Here is a 20377-nt window from a genome sequence, read left to right on the forward strand (position 1 = left end):
AAAAAAATCCAACACACTCCCTCCTCAAACAAAACAAAACCACCCATAACGCGGGGTGGAGCAGCCCGGTAGCTCGTCAGGCTCATAACCTGAAGGTCGTAGGTTCAAATCCTACCCCCGCAACCAATAAAGCCCCGTCCAAAAGACGGGGCTTTATTGGTTACTGGTGACAGGTCTTGAAGCCATGCCCTCCTTTGGGTAGGTGCCCCCTCATAACTTGAAGGCTGAGGGCGTCAAGGAAACGCTCCGGGGGAGCGTTTCTAGACCGAAGGGCGAGCACCGGCGAACAGCCGGAGCGCAGTCTGCGCAGGGTCAAATCCTACCCCCGAAACTACCCCGCAAAAATGGCACTAGAATCGACGAGACTGTGCTTAACATCGTGATCGTCGTGGTCTACAGCAAAAGTCTATAGATCTCTAAAGTTTTATACATATCAATGACTAATCCAAATCCAAGTGGTGGCCATCTACAACCTGCGATGCGTTGGCAGGTTCAAATCGGGGGCCCGGTTTTGCGGTTCTTCCACCGGTGCCCCTCGCAACCAACGACACAACTCCAACCAGAGCATCAGGGGATTAACAACTGATTACGACGATGGCATCTGTCGAACGGCGGCCTACGACCCAAAGCGGTCACTGGTATTGGGCGATACGAACGGCCGAGAAGCGGACCTTCCGGTCGTTCGACGCGGGCGTTCTGTTCTTATTTGCAGTCGCAGCGTATACGTGGGAGAGCAGGTAACAATCGTTTGATACGCTGCGGATCAACATCTGCGGGGCGTGCCCCTAAGCAAAGTTAATTCGCTAAGCGGTAAGGTATGCCAGAGTAAGCGTATATTCGGACAAACACCGGTCACCGGCCTATAGTTGGAATACCGAACCGACACGCTTGCAGCCGATTTTTTCGTAATACAGATCCTCGTCAGATAAGACGTAAACGACTTGATCTGGATGGTCTTGCTTTAGCTCTTTTAGCAGCTCTTTTAGCAGCTCTTTTCCGTAGCCATTGTTTCTGAATGCCGGCGCTACATAGAGTTCGCTTACATAAATTCCGAAGCCATCCACTAAAGCACGGATATATCCACACACCTCGCTTTGACTCTTGCAAATGTATGTTTGACTGCTCAGCAGTGCGCTCTTGAAAACATCTATCGCACCTGTACGGGTAAACGAGTTCCATTCTGGCTCTTTTTTTAGAAGAGCAATTAACTCAGATTCGTATGTCTTGTCGTATCTGAAGGTGTTGCTCATCAGGTTTCTCAACACTTGGCGAACCCATAGCAGAGGACAGAAGTGTCCAAGGCTTTGAGGTGCGTTCCGTACGCTCTTGGACACTACGATGGATGCCCGCATTGTGAAAGTTTTGCCGTTGCGCCTAGACCGGGCCGGCCGCATTGGGCTGGGTGTTTGCTGCGCCTGCATGGCTGTGCCTCTCGCTGCATCCTGTTCGAATGTCGCTGATGGGCGGTGGGCTCAAACCGGCCATTCGCTGCAAACCCGACGAATGACCGGTCCTGGCCGAACCCGGACTTTCGTTTCCGCCGCCATTGCCACTCTATAGTGGCCGCGCAGCACCCCAATAGTTGAATCCACCGCACCGCGGCGGGCCGGGCAGGTACACGGTATCCAAGCTGTGATCGAGAAGCCGCCGCGTTGCAGCAAGTCGGTGATGTCGCGGTTGCGGTTGTAGCTGCCGCCGGTTGCACCTGCGAGAAGGTGTCAAACGTGGCCTAAAACATGACGTTCGGACTGTCGTCAATTTCGGACCCTAGCGGTCCAATGTCACATATTCAGGAAGTATATCTTCGAGTGCGGTGGCCTCGATACCGAGGTCTTCCAGCGATAAAGCCGCCTTGGCAACGACGTTGTCGTGCCTCATCAGCGTGACCTGCGCTCGCGTCAGGGGCGGGCTGGGAAGAAGTGACGCGAATGCTGCCAGGGTTTGCCACAACGGAAACGGCAATGGCACCAATAAGCGTCGCCGATGTATCCGGCTCAGAACAAGCTCGATGAGTCCGCGGTAGCTATAGATACGAGGGCCGCCGAGTTCGTAGGTTTTTCCCGGCGCGTCGGGAAGCTGCAATGCTCTGAGCGCGGCCTCGGCGACGTCGCCGACATAGACCGGTTGCAGCCTTGTGCGGCCACGGCCGAACAGAGGCAACACTGGCGTGCGATACGCAATCTGCGCCAGGGTGTTCAGGAACTTATCGTCCGGTCCGAACAGGACGCTCGGGCGCAGGATCGTGGCGCGCGCGAAGACGTCCATGACCAGCAACTCGCCTTTCGCCCGCGCCCCGACGTAGCTCGAGTCGGATTGCAGGTCCGCGCCGATGCCGGAAACGTGGACCAGCCGGCCGACACCTGAAATCGCTGCCTGATGCGCCACGTTCAGCGCACCGAGTTCATGCACAGCTTCGAAGGTCTCAGCACCCTTCTCGACATATAGGCCAACGGCATTGACCACCGCGTCGGATCCATCGATGGCAAGAGCCACGGAGGTCTCGTCGCGAACGTCTGCGTAAACCGCCTGAACATCGCCGCGCCGGGCCGGCCGACGGTCGCCGCTGGCCTTGTCGGGGTGCCTCATCGCAGCGCGGGCCGTGATCCCTTCAGCCGTAAGCCGCTTGACGATCTCCCTGCCCAGGAAACCGGACCCTCCGAAAACGGTCACACAACTGACTTGCGAATCCACTGCCATGGTGCCTCATCTGCTGGTCGATCCTAATCCCCGTTCGCCTGCTTTCCAAAACATTCGATTAGCCGCGGCCCCTACTGGGAGGTGTAGCTGGAGTTTCATCTGTCGCTCGCGTGCAAAGCCGGCCGACCCTGCCTCCGCAAAGGGCTCAAATCGACCCGAAGCGGACGGTCGTGCTGTTCGTGGCGAATGAACGGTCTTGGGGCTGAAACGGACTTTTGGGCGCGAAGCTCAGATGGTCTGAGATTAGCCACAAGAAGCCCATGATGGCGATCTCGACAGTCCCAGAGTGCACGCACTAAATTTGCGATTGCGTTTTTGATTCTGGGCTACTCTGCCCCAGGCGCGACTCTGTCCCAGCCAGCAGCCGCTGAATGTTGGCACGATGGCGCACAATCACATAGATGCTACCTGCAGTCACCAGTAACTGATAGGGCAACGGTTGCTCCAAGCCATAGATGAGGGCGATCGCAGCTAACGCCGCTAGCATCGAACTAAGGGAAACAATCCGAGAAACAGCCAGCACAATGCCAAAAACCGTCGCAGCACCTAAACCAACTGGCCAAGACATGGCCAGCAACACGCCTAGCCCCGTCGCAGCGGATTTGCCGCCTGTAAAGTTCAACCAAATCGAACGGCCATGCCCCAACAACGCGGCAAGTCCGGCCAAGCAAACAGCCCAAGGCACCCAGGTTTGCAGATCAAGCGCTGTTGATGGCGTGACGGACGGCAATGTATAGGACCAAGGATGAAACCAGCGGGCAAAGACGATCGCCCCCGCACCTTTCAGCACATCTACTAAGAGCACCACCAACGCAGGCCATGTCCCCAGGGTTCGCAATACGTTCGTTGCACCAGTGGATCTGGAGCCATGCTCTCGGATATCGATGCCCTTGAGCAGTTTCCCCGCCAGATAGCCCGTAGGCGTAGATCCGAACAGATAAGCGATCACCAAACCAACCACACTCGCTATCCAGAAAACCATGGGATTCACCTCGACGCACTAATTTCAGGCAATCATCATTTGGTCGTCTACCTCTTTGACCGCTATGGGTCAAAGAGGTAGACGACAGCGGACCTTGAGCGCGACCGCGCGAAACGGCCGCTTCTGGCCGGTCTCGGCCCTTCCCGCATCAACTCCGAAATTCGGTTCGTCCTGTGAGTGCCAGGAAAGGCAGGAGTCGACCCGAGGCGGTCTTTCAGATCAGGCGGCGTGAACGGCCGAAAAGCGCCATAGAGCAGACTAACGCTGCGTAAAAGGCAGGCTGTCATGATAGCATTCAATTCATGAAAATCCGGCTCATCCAATCCCCATATGATACAGCCCAACTCGAGAAACGGATGGGTAAGGGACCGAGCCATTTCTTGAAAAGTGGCGCGGTCGAACGTCTGAAATCCCTGGGGCACGAAGCCACAGTAGCAACCGTGGATCCTAGACCGCAGTTTCCCGCCGAGGTGGCGACAAGCTTCGCGGTGATGCGCGGCATTGGCGACGAGGTCAGAAACGCGCTTGCGATAAACGCGTTCCCTCTCGTGCTCGCAGGAAACTGCAATACTGGTGGTGTCAGTCTAATGTGAGCTCGTCTCCGAATGCCAGACCATATCGCGTTCAGGCTGCAAGCTGGCGCCGCTCGGCCAGCGCGGCGGAGCGGTTTTGCTTGAAGATTTCGCGGCTATTGAGATGGCGACCGTGGTTGAAGTGATTGTGAATCGAGGCATGGATGGAAGCGAGCTTCTGCAGGGTCTTCACGTCCCTGAACTTGGTCATTGCCTCTTCTCGTCGCTGGAATGGTTGGGGTGAGTTTTCGGCCCGATTATTGAGTCACCGGCCACACTCCTGGTCGGCAGAATTGCCAATCAAATACATCGCCGCGCGATAAGACCGAAGCCGGTCCGTCACAATCACCTTTGGTCGGCCATACCGCTTCGTTGCCCGCTTCAGAAACTCAAGCGCAGCCTTGCGATCCCGCCGTTTCGTCGCAAAGACCTCAAGTACCTCACCCTCGTGATCGACGGCGCGCCACAGGTAATGCGTCTCACCGTTGATCCTCACGAATACCTCGTCCAGGTGCCAGCGCCAGCTTGAATATGATCGGTGATTAACGCGTCGTTTCCGGATCTCTGCAGCAAACATAGGGCCGAACCTGTTCCACCAGTACCGAACCGTCTCATGGCAGATATCAATACCCCGCTCGAACAAGAGATCCTCGACCTGTCGCAGCGACAGTGGATAGCGGATGTACATCATCACTGCCAGGCGGATAACTTCGGGTGATGCCTTGAAATAGCGGAACGGGTTTCTCATCCACAGACGCTAGAAAACGAGGCCCGTCGGCTCAAGTCAGTTTACTCTGACACCGCCATCAGACGAACTCGAAATCGGAACCGCTAAGGTCGGTCAGGGTCAAGTCTGATCCGAGCAGGAAAAGGCTCGCGTCCTGCTCGAAAAAGAGCTGAACGCCGCCGCCGGTTTCAACGGCCTGGCCGGTATCGACCATCTCCGCGAGCCAGGTCCCTTCATCGACGGCACCCCAACCTTCGAACTTGATGGTATCCTCGCCCGGCTGGAAATCGCCGATCACATCGGCTTCGAGAAGCGCCAAGCTCTCACCCTTGATGAACAGGAACTCGTCAGCGCCAAAGCCTCCGAACATCTCGTCGTCGCCGAGACCGCCGACCAGCGTATCGTTGCCCAGCCCGCCTTCCAGGGTGTCATTGCCGTCGCCGCCGTCGAGAGAGTCACCGGCGCGGCCGCGCAGCAGGTCCCAGATATTCAGAATCTGCCACTGATGTCCGGCGGTCAGCAGGTCGTCCCCATCGCCACCGAGCAGGGTGTCGCTGTAGCCGCCGCCAAGCAACGTGTCGTTGCCGTCGCCGCCATCGATGTAGTCCTTTCCGCGCCCGCCGTCGAGCTCGTCATCGCCGCCGCCGCCTCGCAGCGTGTCATGGCCGCGCCCGCCCAGAACCACGTCGTTTCCGTCACCGCCATCCACCGTGTCGTTTCCGGAGCCCGCAGACAGATAGTCATCGTCACCGCCGCCCTCCAGGCTGTCGTTTCCCCAAGAACCCTTCAGCGTATCGTTGCCATCGCCGCCCAGCAGGAGGTCGTTGCCGCCGCCGCCGGAAACACTGTCTGCGCCCAGCCCGCCGTTCAGGCTGTCGTCGCCGTTGTAGCCTTTGAGGGTATCGTTGCCTTGCCCCCCTTCCAGAATATCGTCGCCACGCCGTCCATAGACTTTGTCGTCGCCGAGGCTGGCATAGATCTTACCACCACCGCGTAGGACATCGTCCCAGATCGTGCCATAGGTGACGTCGTCGCCCAGCCTGCCGATCAAGGTATCCGCCTTGATCTCAACCAAGTTGGTATTGAACTGAATGATGGTGATCTGGCTGTCCTTCTGGATCTGCTGCTCATAGACGCCAGAGGAGAAGCCGGAGATATAGTCGATCTCGTTATCGTTGCCGATGTCGATGTCGGAGTCCTGGATGAACTCGATATCACCCCGCCTGCCCACCACGCGATGGTCGACATCGAGGTCACCGATCCCCTCCGAGGACACCAGAGTGCCCTGGCTGCCGAAGTATCCCAAAAGCTCGGGGTTTTCGGTGTCCGAGGTTTCGAGGACGATGAATCCGACACCTACTCTCGTCTGACTGTACTCCCGGTCGGGATTCTCGATCTCCTTGGATCCCATGTCGGTCAACATGTCGAAGTCGAATATAAGGGTCTCGCCCTGCGCAACCTGGAAGGAAGCGGCGACCTCCGCATGGCTCTCCGCCTTGACCTGGCTGGCCCCTTCTATAATCACCCCGGTGTTGTCGGTCGTCGTGAAGAGATCGGTGAAGACCCCCCCGTCGCTGAAGCCCGATGCCGTGGCCTCGGCGGACACCAGGGCGACGCCTTGTGCGGCGAGGGTGGCCGCGTCGGTGGCAGCGGCGATATCGGACGGCGTATGGCTGAAGCCGAACAGGCTGTTGAAGGCAAAAGCGCTCGCGAAAGTCGGGTCGCTGGTATCGTCGACAACCGCTTTCAGAAAGTAGGTATCAGACGACATATCATGCCCCCCTAGGATAGCCCGAGATCGTCAAAGCGACATCTTCCAAGTGCACTTCCAACGCGCCTTTGGCAGGAAACTCTTGATAATCCGCTGCGCGATCGAAACGAGGTCCGCAAGACAGCCAATGAACCCTGGATCGCATAGGCGCCACTGATCAGGCAGCCACCACAGCCAGACTTGGCCAAGACCACCAAGTTGACACGAGAACGACGATGCGCTTGCCGCCACCGAACACCGGAAGCGCGGCCGCTTCCGGTGTTCCAGTCCGTCTGCCGCGCTTCAGGCGATCAGCAGTTCGTCGAAGTTGATGTCGGAAACCGACACGAGGGTCTCGACCCCACCGGTATTGTCGATGTCCTGAAAGTCGTCGTTCAGCACGTCGCTGTCGGCATTCTCCACCAGCCAGACATGCCTATCCACGCTGGAGTGCATCGACATGAGGGCATCTTCCACCGTCGGATTGTTGACGAGCTGCGTGCTGTCGTTGTCACCAAGGAAATAGAGCTGGTTCACGCTGTCGGCTGACGGCGTCCCGAAGAAGGCTCCCGCCTGGGCCAGGGACGGCCCGTAGTTTGTCGTGCCGGAGGAGCCGGTGTCTTCCAACGCATCGAATAGTGGCCCTGTGCCATCGGTCAGGGGGTCATAATTCGCAAAAGAGACCCCGCCGTCGTCGTGGAACTTGATCAATTGGATCGTGAGGTTCACCTCATTACCTGACGCTGCGATGTCGTCCAGGATTTCCTGCGTAAGGCTCTTGTACGCGGCGATTTCAGCATCAATGACATCGCCCTCATCCGGATCAGCGCTTCCAGGGGGGGGCGTCGGATCGTTGGCTGGGTCGTTGGGAGTTGGGTTTTGCTCATCGTCGAACCCTTCGAACCCGGTGGCGCTGTTCACCCACTCTTCGTCGGTGCTGCCAGTGGCATCGATGATAAAGGCTATGTTCAGTTCAATCGGTTCCGGCGGTTCCGGCGCGCCGCTTGTTGCGGCCAGGGATTCGGAGAAGGCGAAGGCACCCGTATCGTCGACCTGGGCGAAGGTGTCGGTCTCGGCCAGGGCATTCTCGCCGAGCGCGTCGGCCGAGGCTTCCGCTGTCGCCAGGCGTCCGTCGATATCGACATCGGCATCCACAGTTTTGAAGACGTCGAGAAAGACGGTCTTGGTAATATCGACATCCTTGTCGATGTCAGTGTTGAAGTTTACCTGTCCCATGTCTGCCTCCTAAAAAAGGGCGGTCGTGTGTGCGTCACGCGCCGGATCTCTAAAGGTTCCCGGTTTGCTGTCGTAGAATATTTCGCTTGATGGTGACACAGGGCCGACGACCGCTTCAATTTGCCCGATGGTCGTATCTCCTTTTGATTGGCGAAGGGCGGGACGCGCGGCCAAAGGCTTCGGTGGGCCCGCACCCTCTGCGTAGCAGCTCGGGGGGCTGAAATTGGTAATCCTGGCTTGGGTTGCCCGTTTGGGTGAGTTCCATGATCAGCTCCACATTGCAGCTTCGCTGATCCGTGACTCCACCGTTAGCGAACTTGAGAAGGTTAGCGAAAGGAATCGCCAACACCGCTGCAGCTGAACATGAGGGTCTTCGTGAGTCCCGAAGAGCGCGCGCCCAAGATGCGTGGCGATTGGGATCATGCCCAATGGCCGAGGCCGCAGAGTATCATGTGTCAGGTTCCTCGAGAGTCGAGCCCGTCAGACTTCTTTTGAGTGTGCGGTTCTTCAGCATCAGCTCAGCGGCGAGCTGTTTAAGCTGCTCATTCTCCCGGCGGAGCTCCACCACCTCCTGGGGTGTTTCCTGGCGGCTCAGGGTCCCTTTGAGCCGGCTCTTGCCGGCGTCTAGGAATTCTTTACTCCAGCGGTAATACAGACTGCTGGGAATGCCTTCGCGCCGGCATAGCTTGGCCACACTGGTTTCGCGCCGTAAACCTTCCAAAACGACACGTATCTTCTCTTCCGCCGCGTACTTCTGGCGGGTCCGCCGCTGGACCTCTCCCAAGCCTGTTTCGGGTGACGCTTCCTTTTCCATCTCAAGCTCCTTCTCGCGCCAGAATACCGGAAGATGCTTGTTGAACGATCAATCCCTTTGGTTCACCGATTTTCTACGCCCATGGTGCCAGCTGCCGCTACGCCTTTTGGCGGAAGCGACAGCTCTACGCTCTTTGGCGGACTATACGCGCCTTGCTTGTAAATATTAGCATCATATAAAACGCGTGCCGCAGACTTTCATGACTTTTAGGCGCCGAAAAATCAGTTAGATGCTGATGAGTGGCTACCAAAGCTACGGGGGGCGAAGATGATGAACTCTTACGCTTGGCGTGCCGGTCTTCTCCTGGTTCCGCTATTCATTCTCATCTCTCTCCATTTAGTGACAACTCCAACCATCGCCGCGGAAAAGGGCTTTGTTAAGTCACTTCTCGAAGTGCGACGAGAGCGCGTGGTTGTTCAGAACTGGGACCTCAGCTGTGGTGCGGCGGCACTGACCACTCTACTCAACTATCAACATGGAGACATGGTTGGTGAGAGAGAGGTTGCGATCGGTCTTATTGGACAGTCGCGTTACATAGAGAATCCCAGCATGGTTCGCTTGCGCCACGGTTTCTCGTTATTCGATCTAAAGAGGTATGTCGATGCCCGCGGCTATGAAGGAATCGGCTATGGCCGGATGATCTTGAAGGACTTGGTCAGGAAAGCTCCCTTAATGGTTCCGATCGTTAGCAACGGATACAAACACTTCGTCGTGTTTCGCGGCCAGATGGGAAACAGAGTGCTGCTCGCGGACCCTGCTTACGGCAATCGCACGATGTCTGTGGCAAAGTTTGAGCGCTCCTGGATCGACTATGGCGCCAAGATCGGAAAGGTGGGTTTCGTCGTTGCCCGCCGGGATGGGCCTGCGCCACCCCGCGAACTCGCACCGCGTCCTGAAGAATTTCTAACGCTGCAGTAACTTCTGCTGCGCCCCGATGGTCGTTGGCGACGTGACGCTCGGAAGAAGTGACGCCGAGAAAGAGATACCAAGATGGCGGATATGCAGACAGCCACAAGATCCACAGTCGGCGATGTGACCCGGAGGGCCTTGTTCGCATCCGGTCGGCGCAGTTTGTCCGGCAGCTTGCTGTTTCCCGCCGCGCTGATCTGTTTGTCGTCAGGCTGCACGGCTGCCGAACCGAGTATATCAAATGCCGGCGCCGCAAACCTCGTGGTACCGGCAGCCCTATCGGATACACCACATCTGCCGGCTCCCTTGGCGGCGAAAACGGCTGCCCTGGAGCCATTGCGGGTGGAGCCGGGGCTGCGGGAACCGTCGCTTCTTCCGCCGCCGGCGGTGGCAGAGCTGCTGCGCCGGCTCGAGGAACGCCATGTCCAGGTGGAACAACTCGAGCAGCGGCTGGAGGAGCGCGACGCCTCGGTCCGCGAGCTTGAAAAACGCCTGGCGCTGCTTGAGACGCAATTCAGATCTCTGTCCCAGCCAGTGGTCGGAGAAAACGGCTCCGTCGCCGCCACTGTCGGCTCGACCTCCGGTCAGATTGCCGCTTCGCAACCGCAGAAGGCGGCGACGGAACTGCCGGAGAGTGGCGAGGATGGTAGGTCCACGGACAAAGGCGAACCGCGTTCTGCGCCCGGCCAGGTAGAAGTCGATCCCGAAGCAGCTGAGCGGGCCCTCGAACGGACCCTGGCGCTGACCGGCGACTTGCTTCTGCCCGTCGGCAAAGCCGATGTCGAGCCCTTCTTGAGCTACGAGTTCAACGATACCAGTAATCTGCCCGCCAGTGTTCTGGTGAACGCGAGCGGCGGCCTTGTATCGACCAATCGGCGCGTGAAACGCGACATAGTCACAGGCGGAATTAATCTCCGCGCCGGTCTGCCACTCGACTCTCAGATCGAAGTCAGGCTGCCCTACAATTTCGTGCGCCGACAGGAGACCCAGGATCTGCAGTCCCAATCGAACTCTGATCGCAGCGGTAGTGGAATTGGCGATCTTCGCGTCGGGGTAGCAACAACGCTCCTAAGAGAGAATGGCTGGCTGCCGGATCTCATCGGACGGGTGACCTGGGATAGCGATACGGGAAGAGAGTCCGACAGTGGTGTCTCTCTCAATTCCGATACCCACGAGGTGATTGGATCGATAAGCGCGATCAAGCGCCAGGACCCCTTCGCCTTTGTCGGGCGCCTGAGCTATGAACATGCGTTTGAAAATGATGGTCTGCAGCCTGGAGACCGGTTTGGTGTGGGCGCGGCTGCAGTGTTGGCTGCAAGTCCTGAGACGTCACTACGCATCAGCTTTAATGCATCGTATCGAACCGATCTGGAATTCGAAGGCAATACGATAGAGGGGACGGATGAGAATGAGGCCACCCTCAGCTTTGGTGTCTCTAGCATTCTTGCGCGCGGTACGCTGCTGAACTTCACCGCAGGCGCCGGCCTGACCGACGATTCTCCCGACTATACCGTCTTCCTGTCGCTGCCGATTCGAATGACATTGTGGTAGCGCCCGCAGTCGTCATGCTGTGGCTACGGTGATGCACGGTGGGGGACTATCCAAGGGCTTGTGGACAGATGCCGACTGCACAGGGATCAGATCGATACAGAGGTATTCATTTTGGGAAAGAAGTCAGAAATCGAGGGTAGAACTTTCTGTGACCTTACTGTGGCTTTTCGGAAACTTTGCCAACCTACGGGCACAAGTAGGTGAACTTGGTGATATCGTTCTAACATTAGTTGGTGCTACTCCTTATTTTGACGCGAGGCCGCAGGTTCTTTTTTTATCGCAGTCCGTGTGGGTACCGCGGCCTCAGGGGGGGGGCGAGCAAGATGATCTCCAGAAGTCTAAGCGAGGATCGCCCTAGCAACGAAAAGGTTACCGCCATCCGGGCTGTCGCAGAAACCGGCAATTCCGAACCAAGCCATCGGCCAGTGCTGGCGCTGCTTGACCCACGGCCACTCACCAGAGAGTCATTCTCGCAATTGTTCCGCACCGCAACGCGGGACTATGTCGTTCTTCCGCTACCTGGCCCGAAAGACCTGCTCACTCTGGCTGACGATGTTGTTGATTCGGTCAAGCTCTTGGTTCTGAGTATTGCCTCGCAGGGCATCGGCGACAAATCCGTTCGCGACAACATTATTGAGCTTAGGCATAATTTTCACGATTGCCCTATCATCGTTCTGGGCGATCGCACCAACGGCGGCCAGGTGACACAAGCCATGCGGCAGGGGGTCAACGGCTACATTCCCACAACGCTTACAGCGACCGTGGTTAAGGAAGCGCTGCGGCTTGTGCGCGCAGGGGGGATTTTCCTGCCGGCGAGTGCACTTGTTGATGCGCTGGCTCGAGTTTCCCCACTGCACGGCGAGTCACATGCCGACGAACCACTTGAAGAGGATGACGACACAGAACCGCATCACGGGCCTTCATTCACACCGCGTCAGCAGCAGGTGCTGGCTCACCTCTGTAGAGGGGACCCCAACAAAGTGATCGCCTATGAACTGAGCATGCAGGAAAGCACAGTGAAGGTTCACATCCGGCAGATCATGAAAAAACTGAAAGCGACGAACAGAACCCAGGCCGCCCTCTATGCCATGAAGCTTGTTGGATCCGCCAAGAGCTGATGGAGAGGTGTGGAGGTTTCTGGTGAATGGAAGTTGGCCGAGCGAGCAATCTGGCTTGCTCTAAGAACAATAGTCATCCGGTCAATGAAGATTGCTACCGCCATCAAAGTTGTATAGCCGAAAGACCGTCTTCGCATCGCAGATAAACCTTGGCAGATTTCGGTGTGATCGACCGAGATGATCTCCTATCGCCAGGAGCAGCAACGCAGGTCGAAGGCAAGAAGCGGCCGGGGAGGCGAGATAGTGATGAAGAAGCTCCGCCCGGCTGTTGTTTTCTTGAGCGCCGCGGCAGCGGTTGCGTCAGTTTCTCCCGAAGCTGCCGAACAGTTCTCGGAGAGCGCTACCGCCGTCAAGGGCGACACCCGCTGTGCCAGCGTGACAAGGCAGCAGTTTAATGGCGATGTGGATCAGCATGTGGAGACTTCCGGCGAGACTTTCTCGGCATCGGCAAGCGCCCGCGCTGAGGGAGCAAAGGCCTCGGTCCAGGTAACTGTGACCACGGTCGGTCCAAGCTGCGCCAAAACCTCTGCCCGGTCGAACAGCCGATCATCGGCAGGGTCGCATTAGGAGCCAGCCGCTCCGGACTTCCAAGTACCGAACTGCGGTGCCTCTTGCGAGAGACAAAGAGCGTTGGTCCGCCTCGGCTGGAAATGCCGCCGATGGGCGTACGCCTATCGAACAGGTTCTCAACCCCCCTGAATACATGTCATCCATAGTCCATTCTAAGAGACAGTTGAAGAGACACCTTGAGGTTGGGGTGAACCCACCATCGCCGGGATAGGATCGCGGCGCGGGCATGGCCTTTGCAGGCGGGGCCTCTGTCGCCGGAGCGCGCGCTAGAGAGAGGCTGATCGCCGCGAAGTCGCCGCCTGAAACGATCGTTACCGGCAGTAAGGCCTCACAGGCGTCGACCTCCGCATTGGAGAAATGCGCAGGAGAATTGCTTAGGGAGGATAAGGTTATGGCCAGGTTCAGCAGTTCACGGTCAACAGCTAATTCGACGGGCCCATATACGAGCCGCGGCGATTTCCTGAGGGGAAACGGAAGCGATGACGTCATCGGCTTTCGACAGGAAGGGTTCACACAGGTTCAAGTGGACCTGGTCTTTCTCGTCAATGCGTTGGATATTCCCCCCGTATTCAATCTACCCAACACGCCAGCGAACGCTGCGCTAATCCTGAACGTGCTGGACATTCCCTTGGCGGTTGACCAGGCGAACCTGGTGACAACGCTCGGCGCCCTCGAGAAAGGCCTCGACGGCGCAGGATTGAACCTCGGCCTTTGGGACACGCCGATCAGCACGCTCGGGTTTGTCGCGGCAAACGCCGGGTTCTTCGGCATAGACACCGAATTCGGTGGCAATGACCGGATCTTTGGCCGCGGCGGTAACGACACGATCATCGACCTGGAGGGTCACAACAGGATCACGATCGGTGATGGCGACGACACCATCTATCTGGGGCATGGCAACGACCGGATCACCGACACTGGCGGTAATAACACCATCACGGATCTTGGTGGCAACAACACGATCACGCTGCTGGCGACCACCAGCTTTGCCGCACCATTTGTCGGAATCGACATTGTCAACACAGGTGACGGCAACGACAACATCAACGCCTTCGACGGTAGGAACATCATCAATGCCGGCGACGGCAACAATACTGTTCGCGGCGGCGACAACTATGATGAGTTTGTCGTCGGCACGGGCGATGACTTCGTCGAGGTGCGCGGCGGCTTCGCGGATGAAGACGCAAACGGCAATGGCATCCTGGATTTCGGCGAGGATTCCAACTTCAACGGCGTACTGGACGGCGCGGACTCCGAGGTATTTGCTCTATTGAATGTGGGTCAAGGGTTTGAGGCCCACAACTACGTCGTCGACCTGGGTGGCAACGACAACATCAGATCGACGGCCTCGGCAAGCGACCAGGGTGACGATCTGGTGCTGTCAGACGTGATCGTCACCCTTGACGATCCGGACGTGAACCCCGGCTTCAGAAGTATTGCCTTGGGTGCTGGCGAGTTCGGCGACGACCTCATCGATCTCGGCGCCGGCGACAACTTCATTATCGGCGGCGGCGGCGCAGACACGATAAGAACCCTGCAAGGCGACGATATCGTCTTTACCTCCTTCTTCTCACCTGGCAATGACGAAATCGATACCGGCGCCGGGGCGGACTTCATCAATCCCGGTGGTGGCAGCGACACGGTCACAGGCGGTGCGGGAGCGGATACCGTCGATCTGGAGAATGACGGTGCTGTTGATGTTTTAGTCTACACAGATCTTTTGGTCGACGTTTCCTTCACTGCCGGAACGACCGACATCGTGACCGGGTTTGAAGAATCGGGTGTCGATAAGCTGGACGTGAGCGGCCTCGGTGTCGATCTTGGCATGCTCCAGTTCTTCGCCGTCGGTCCCGGTCTCGGCGATCCGGCGCAGCAGGACTTTCTCGTGGCCTGGGATACCGATGGCAACGCCGCCCCCAACTTCTTCACCACGATTCTTGTCGATGTGAACCAAGGCCTGCTGACCCCTGGCAACTTCATCTTTGATGACGCTGCCCTTATCGCCTGAGACTGCTTGCAGCAAGTGCAACGCCATATCACAAAGCGTGAATAACTAAAGGTGTAGAGGTGAGCGGCAAAAGGCATCGAAGGTTGATCACACTTATTTCGCATTGAGGAAGAGAAGAGAATTGGAGAACCATAGCGGGGCGGGAGCGAGTTCAAACCGGGGTTGCCCTGCACGTTGAACCAATAAACCAGTCTGGTTTTTTCACAGGAGGAATTGGGATGAGCAAGATACTTTCACTGATGGCGGGCGCTTCCCTGCTCGCGCTGTCCGGTGTAGCCACCGCGGAGGAGCCGGTCGTTCTGGGCGAGAGCGCCCTTGATTCTGTAACGGCCGCCGGTACCGTCAACTTCAACACCAACATCGTCAAGACCGTCGATATCTTCAAGACCGTGTTCCTTGATGTCGACAAAGACGTCGATGCACAGGTCTTCATCGATGGCCGCCTGGCGACAGCGGAAGCCTCGGCAGACGCTTTGGGCTTCGACGCCCTGGCCGAAACCGATACTTTTGCCCAGGTGGACGAAACCGGTGCCTTTGCATTCTCCGAATCCCTTGCCGCGGTTGACAACAACGGCGGTACCGGCGAGTGACCGGCTCCGGGAATGCGAGACGCTAGCTGATTTTTTGTAAGGAGGATGAGATGAAAAGGTTTCTTTCAGTATTTGCCGGTGCTTCCCTGCTGGCGTTGTCCGGTGTTGCGAGTGCTGACGAGCCGACGATTCTGAGCGCAACCACGCTTGATGCGGTAACGGCAGGCGGAACGGTGGAATTCGATACCAACGTCTTCAAGACTGTTGAGATCAATAAAGTGGTGAACCTCACCGTCTTTAAGGACGTCGATGCCGACGTCGACATTGAGGGACGCTTGGCGACTGCGGAGGCCTCTGCAGATGCGCTGGGCGAGAACGCCCTGGCCGAGACCGATACCTTCGCCCAGGTGGACGACTCCGGTGCCTTCGCGTTCTCCGAATCCCTGGCGGCGGTTGATAACGGCGGCGGCGGCTGACGTCGATAGCTGTTGATGCCGATGGCGGGTTCACCGTAGCCGCTGCTGCCCATAGTGGCTAGGTGAATCCCTTAACAACCAGTGGATCGGAAGGGGCGCGCCCAGGTGCGCCCCTCTCTTTCTGGACTGCGGCTTGGGGCGGAGGCCATGAAAAACGGGACGGGGATGGATCGGGAGCAGGAACTGCCTCTGCGATCAGCTCTTCGGCAATGCCGCGCGGCCTTGCCGGTGCTTGGCCTGTTCAGTTTTTTCATCAATCTCCTGATCCTGACGTCACCGCTCTACATGATGCAGACCTTCGACAGGGTTCTCTCAAGCGGGCGCGTGGAAACCCTTGTCTTTCTCACCTTGATCGCCGGTATTGCGGTTCTGATCATGGGCGTCCTCGAAGCCGTCCGTGCCCGCATACTTGCACGTGTTGGGCGTTGGTTTGAGCGAGGGCTGGCGCCGGAATTCATCGAGACCAGCATGCGGGGAGCGGCTTGCGGCCTAGCCGGCGGTGCCCAATCGCTCCGGGATCTCGCTACCATCCGAGGTGTGCTCAGCAGCCCCGGCGTTAACTCGGTTTTCGATGCGCCATGGGTGCCGGTCTTCATTGCCGTGATCTGGCTGCTGAATCCCTGGCTCGGCACGATCGCATTGATCGCCGCGATCATCTTGTTCATAACCGCGCTGGTCAACGAATACGTATCGCGGCTGCTTTTGAAGGAGTCGAACCAGCTTGCCATCTCCGCAACGCGGAGAGCAGGCGCCGCGATTCGAAACGCCGATGTCTTTCATGCCATGGGAATGCTGCCCGGATTCCTCGCAGGATGGACCGAACATCACGACCGGGCCCTGGATCTTCAGCTCAAGGCCAGCGACCGAAATGCAGCGCTGGTTGGGTTTTCAAGATTCTTCAGGCTGTTCGTCCAGATCGCCATTCTCGGCGCCGGCGCATACCTTGTGCTCCAGGCAGAACTGACACCGGGTGGCATGATTGCCGCCTCGATCCTTCTGGGGCGGGCGCTGGCACCCGTCGAACATACGATCGGCGGTTGGAAGGGGCTGGTTGCGGGCCGTGATGCCTACGGCCGGCTCCGCACGCTGTTGGGAAGCCTGCCGCCAAAACCGCTGCGCATGCGGCTGCCGGCGCCACGCGGCCGGCTGACCTGCGAGAACGTTATCTTCGTGCCGCGCGGCCGCGAGCAATTGGTGCTGCAGGGCCTCTCTTTCGCTTTGGAACCTGGTGAAGCGCTTGGCGTCGTCGGGCCCTCGGCAGCGGGAAAGTCGACACTGTGCAAGATACTGGTTGGGACCTGGCAACCGACCCGCGGCCGCGCCCGGCTTGACGGTGCCGATGTTTTTGATTGGCCTTCCGATCAGCTGGGGCGCTATATCGGCTACCTGCCGCAGGATGTCGAGCTGTTTGACGGGACGGTTCGTGACAACATTGCGCGGTTGAACCCTGCCTTCGATTCCGAAGCCGTGATCGATGCGGCGATGACGGCAGGTGTGCACGATATCATTCTACGGCTTCCGGAGGGCTATGAGACGGAGATCGGCGACGGCGGCGCTTTTCTCTCCGGCGGACAGCGCCAGAGAATAGGGTTGGCCCGCGCGCTCTACGGCCGCCCGCGCCTCATCGTGCTCGACGAGCCGAACGCGAACCTGGATGGCGAAGGTGAGCAGGCGTTGGTGACAGCAATAGAGATGGCCAAGGACTGGGGGGCGACCGTTGTTCTTGTCACTCACCAGCCCCGCATCCTGAGCCCGGCGGATAAACTGCTGATTCTCCGCGAGGGCCGGGTAGAGGCTTTCGGGCCGCGCGACGAAGTCCTGTCCAAGCTCCACCCCCTTCAAGTGGCGCAAGCCGGCCAGGGGCGTCCGGTGGTCGTGAAGCCTGGCCAGTTTCGAAAACGGCCGGCAAGCTCGGAGGCCACCGGTAGCGGCGGAGCGGCATCGTGACCGGCAGGGACATCGTCGACAGCCTTTCTGGACCACCCCCGCGACGCCGGGTACCGGCGTTGAGCAAGGACCTCAGGGCGACCTTCTGGTTCGGCATTTCGGCGATACTGTTGTTTTTTGTTGCCGGTGGCGGTTGGACCGCGACGGCCCCGCTGTCCGGTGCCGCAATCGCGCCCGGGGTTGTCAGCCCTGAAGGGAGCCGGCAAACGGTACAACACCTGGAAGGAGGCATCATCCGCGAAATCTCGGTTCGCGACGGCGATGATGTCGAGGCTGGAGATACCCTCGTGATTCTGGAGGACGTTGCCGCACAGGCGGAGTCAGGGATCCTGATGAACCGCCTCAGAACGCTCGCGGCCGGGGAACTGCGCCTTGAAGCTGAGCGATCCGGCGCTGACAGCGTCGCGTTTTCCCATTTTTCCCTTCAAGATGTCGCCGATCTGGACGTGCAGGCGGTCATTGCTCAACAGCGCGATCGGTTCGAAACGCGTGCGGCAAACCGGCGGAGCCGAAAGGCGATCCTGGCGCAGCAGGCCGCTCAGCTGAAACAACAGATTGCGGGAGCAAGGCGCCAGCTTGTCGGTACCCGGCGGCAAGCCGAGCTGATTCGAGAAGAGATCGAGGTGGTCGAATACCTCGTCCGACGTGGCTATGGGCGTAAGCCGCGCCTTCTGGCGCTGCAGCGCGGCGAGGCGGAACTGATCGGGACGGAAGGTGAGCTTGTCGCCAGCATCGCCCGATCGAACGAGGCTATCGCAGAGATCGAGCTGCAGATTCTTAACGTCGACACCGAGCGGATCGAAGAAATCACTTCCGAACTGGCAGACATTCGCACAAGTCGAATCGAGGTCGAGAAGCAGATCAAGGAAAGCCTCGATCGACTGCTGCGCACCGAGATTACCGCGCCTGTGAAAGGCACGATTATTGACCTGAGATACAAGACGACAGGCGGCGTCATTCGTCCCGGCGAAGCCGTACTCGACATCGTGCCGACAGAGGATAAGCTGGTTGTCGATGCCCGTGTAGCGCCGACCGACATCGACGATGTTCAGGTGGGTCTGGAGGCCTATGTCGTGTTCCCGACCTACCCGCAGCGTCATCTTCTGCGGATCGACGGCCAGGTCACGCACGTGGCCGCCGACGCCCTGGAAGACGAGCGCTCCGGTGAGCCCTACTATCTCGCCAAGATCGAGATCCACCCGGACAGGCTGCAGAGCCTTGCGCCGGAGATCCAGCTAACCCCCGGTTTGCCAGCCGAGGTCTTCATCACGACGGAAGATCGTACGGTCCTCGAATACCTTCTGCAGCCACTGCTCGAAACCTTCGAGCGCAGCCTGCGTGAACCATAAACTTCATGTGGCCGCTGTCAGACTGCGGCAGGCTGGTGAGATTCCGGCTGAATTCGGGGGATCTCCGGCAGAGCCAGTTTGAATCCTGCGAGATGTAAGACGACCAAGCTGACCGCATCACCCACGACCGACAAGGTCGAGCTAGAGGCACGGCCAATGTTGTGAAGCGCAGACAGATGATGAGTGGTCCTGGCGTCCGGTGAACGGGTGGAAGGCGATGGCATACGTTTGTTGCGAAAGAGCATCACGGACGATTCGAAAGTTACGAGCAAAAGTGGTCGGCGGAGTTTTTCAACACAATCCTGGTTTAGCGCCCGTCCATCCATGCCGCAGCATTCGGTTGATTGGGCTCAACCCGGTCGTTATTGCGGCCGTTAGCGATGGCCGCTTTGGCCGATAGCGGTCAAATCGAGAGGAAGGCCGATGCTGTTGTGTTTAGGAGGGCCAAGTCAGCGTCGAGAATTGGTTTCTTGTTTTGACTGCTGTTCATGTTTTGCGCTCGGTAAGGGAAGCAACTGCAGTCCTGTGATCTCCTAAGAGTTTCAATCTGGCTGATTTTTCTGATACTTAGGAATCATCAGATTGGTATTGTAAGCGAATGTCGGTATCGGTGGTTGCAGGCCCCTGATCGCATCCGTACCCGTGTTCGGCAAAGGTGGTTGCGGGCCCGCACTACCAACTAACTTTTGTTCGGTAAAGGTGGTTGCGGGCCCCCGCAACCATGTGTGGACGGCCCTTGTATTGCAAGGGTCGTTCTTTTTTGGCACGCATTGTGGGATCGGTGCTGTCATGTGTCCGGCCTGTCTGCGCGGTACGGCGGCCGCTGGCCATGATGAAATCCGCTGGACTCAGTCTCCAATCAAAAAAGCGCTCATGTGCGAGCATGGTTGCGGGCGAGGTGTCTGGATCCAGGGTTACGACCCATCTGCGTGTTCATCAGTTGAAACGACCTTGCAATCAGCCCTGGCGTTTGGTCTCTAGGCCCGAGCCGGCCTGTCCTTGTATGACTCCTGTCGGGCCATGACGGCCCAGGCGATACGGGCCCTCTTGTTGGCCAGGGCAACGGTCACCAGGCGTGGTGGCTTCTTGGCGAGCAGAGATATCGCCCAGGCATCGTTCGCTGTGCGGTTCTTGTTGACCA

The 20377-nt window shown here is 58.3% G+C and carries 14 protein-coding genes, 1 tRNA gene and 2 pseudogenes; 9 read left to right on the forward strand and 8 right to left on the reverse strand.

Annotated features, from left to right (window positions below):
• The first annotated feature begins 49 nt into the window (after positions 1-49).
• Positions 50-126: transfer RNA gene (locus tag HBA54_RS27545), tRNA-Met, on the forward strand.
• Between the two features lie 734 nt (positions 127-860).
• On the opposite strand, the gene HBA54_RS27550 is transcribed toward HBA54_RS27545, so the two are convergent.
• The 7 genes and pseudogenes from HBA54_RS27550 to HBA54_RS27580 all read right to left on the reverse strand — a co-directional run bounded on the left by HBA54_RS27550 (position 861) and on the right by HBA54_RS27580 (position 8778).
• The gene (locus HBA54_RS27550; RefSeq protein ID WP_167231577.1) at positions 861-1250 is read right to left on the reverse strand and encodes a GNAT family N-acetyltransferase; all 390 of its coding nucleotides are present in this window, start codon (positions 1248-1250) and stop codon (positions 861-863) included.
• A gap of 517 nt (positions 1251-1767) precedes the next feature.
• Entirely contained in the window at positions 1768-2697 is a 930-nt protein-coding gene (locus tag HBA54_RS27555; protein ID WP_167231580.1) for a complex I NDUFA9 subunit family protein, read from the reverse strand.
• Between the two features lie 295 nt (positions 2698-2992).
• Complete coding sequence (gene plsY / locus HBA54_RS27560; RefSeq protein WP_167231584.1) at positions 2993-3679, reverse strand: glycerol-3-phosphate 1-O-acyltransferase PlsY; 687 nt, start codon at positions 3677-3679, stop codon at positions 2993-2995.
• Positions 3680-4303: 624 nt separating this feature from the next.
• Positions 4304-4999, reverse strand: a pseudogene (locus tag HBA54_RS27565) (IS6 family transposase).
• Between the two features lie 58 nt (positions 5000-5057).
• Complete coding sequence (locus HBA54_RS27570) at positions 5058-6749, reverse strand: calcium-binding protein (RefSeq protein WP_167231587.1); 1692 nt, start codon at positions 6747-6749, stop codon at positions 5058-5060.
• A 282-nt stretch (positions 6750-7031) separates the two neighbouring features.
• Positions 7032-7964, reverse strand: a complete 933-nt coding sequence (locus HBA54_RS27575) for a hypothetical protein (RefSeq protein WP_167231591.1) — start codon at positions 7962-7964, stop codon at positions 7032-7034.
• Between the two features lie 448 nt (positions 7965-8412).
• A complete protein-coding gene (locus tag HBA54_RS27580; RefSeq protein WP_167231594.1) occupies positions 8413-8778 on the reverse strand; it encodes a transposase in 366 nt (121 codons plus the stop codon).
• A gap of 267 nt (positions 8779-9045) precedes the next feature.
• Here HBA54_RS27580 and HBA54_RS27585 point away from each other — a divergent pair, with 267 nt between their 5' ends.
• From HBA54_RS27585 to HBA54_RS27620, 8 genes are all read left to right on the forward strand, one after another.
• Positions 9046-9696, forward strand: a complete 651-nt coding sequence (locus tag HBA54_RS27585) for a C39 family peptidase (RefSeq protein ID WP_205944963.1) — start codon at positions 9046-9048, stop codon at positions 9694-9696.
• Positions 9697-9768: 72 nt separating this feature from the next.
• Positions 9769-11238, forward strand: a complete 1470-nt coding sequence (locus tag HBA54_RS27590) for a transporter (protein WP_167231597.1) — start codon at positions 9769-9771, stop codon at positions 11236-11238.
• A 323-nt stretch (positions 11239-11561) separates the two neighbouring features.
• Positions 11562-12356 carry a LuxR C-terminal-related transcriptional regulator gene (locus tag HBA54_RS27595; protein WP_167231600.1) on the forward strand — a complete coding sequence of 265 codons (795 nt, stop codon included), beginning with the start codon at positions 11562-11564 and terminating at the stop codon, positions 12354-12356.
• A 1093-nt stretch (positions 12357-13449) separates the two neighbouring features.
• Entirely contained in the window at positions 13450-14934 is a 1485-nt protein-coding gene (locus tag HBA54_RS27600; RefSeq protein ID WP_205944964.1) for a calcium-binding protein, read from the forward strand.
• A 218-nt stretch (positions 14935-15152) separates the two neighbouring features.
• Positions 15153-15524, forward strand: coding sequence for a hypothetical protein (locus HBA54_RS27605; RefSeq protein WP_167231606.1), 372 nt, complete (start codon positions 15153-15155; stop codon positions 15522-15524).
• Positions 15525-15574: 50 nt separating this feature from the next.
• Positions 15575-15940 (forward strand): hypothetical protein, encoded by a 366-nt coding sequence (locus HBA54_RS27610; protein WP_167231609.1) that lies wholly within the window; start codon positions 15575-15577, stop codon positions 15938-15940.
• A gap of 147 nt (positions 15941-16087) precedes the next feature.
• Positions 16088-17887 carry a type I secretion system permease/ATPase gene (locus tag HBA54_RS27615; protein WP_205944965.1) on the forward strand — a complete coding sequence of 600 codons (1800 nt, stop codon included), beginning with the start codon at positions 16088-16090 and terminating at the stop codon, positions 17885-17887.
• A complete protein-coding gene (locus HBA54_RS27620; protein WP_167231612.1) occupies positions 17884-19236 on the forward strand; it encodes an HlyD family type I secretion periplasmic adaptor subunit in 1353 nt (450 codons plus the stop codon). The genes HBA54_RS27615 and HBA54_RS27620 overlap by 4 nt, the downstream gene beginning before the upstream one ends.
• Before the next feature lie 977 nt (positions 19237-20213).
• Here the strand turns inward: HBA54_RS27620 and HBA54_RS28890 are convergent.
• Positions 20214-20377, reverse strand: a pseudogene (locus HBA54_RS28890) (IS110 family transposase); the annotation flags it as partial.

This window comes from Pelagibius litoralis (assembly GCF_011683915.1).
In the GTDB taxonomy this organism is placed as follows: domain Bacteria; phylum Pseudomonadota; class Alphaproteobacteria; order Kiloniellales; family Kiloniellaceae; genus Pelagibius; species Pelagibius litoralis.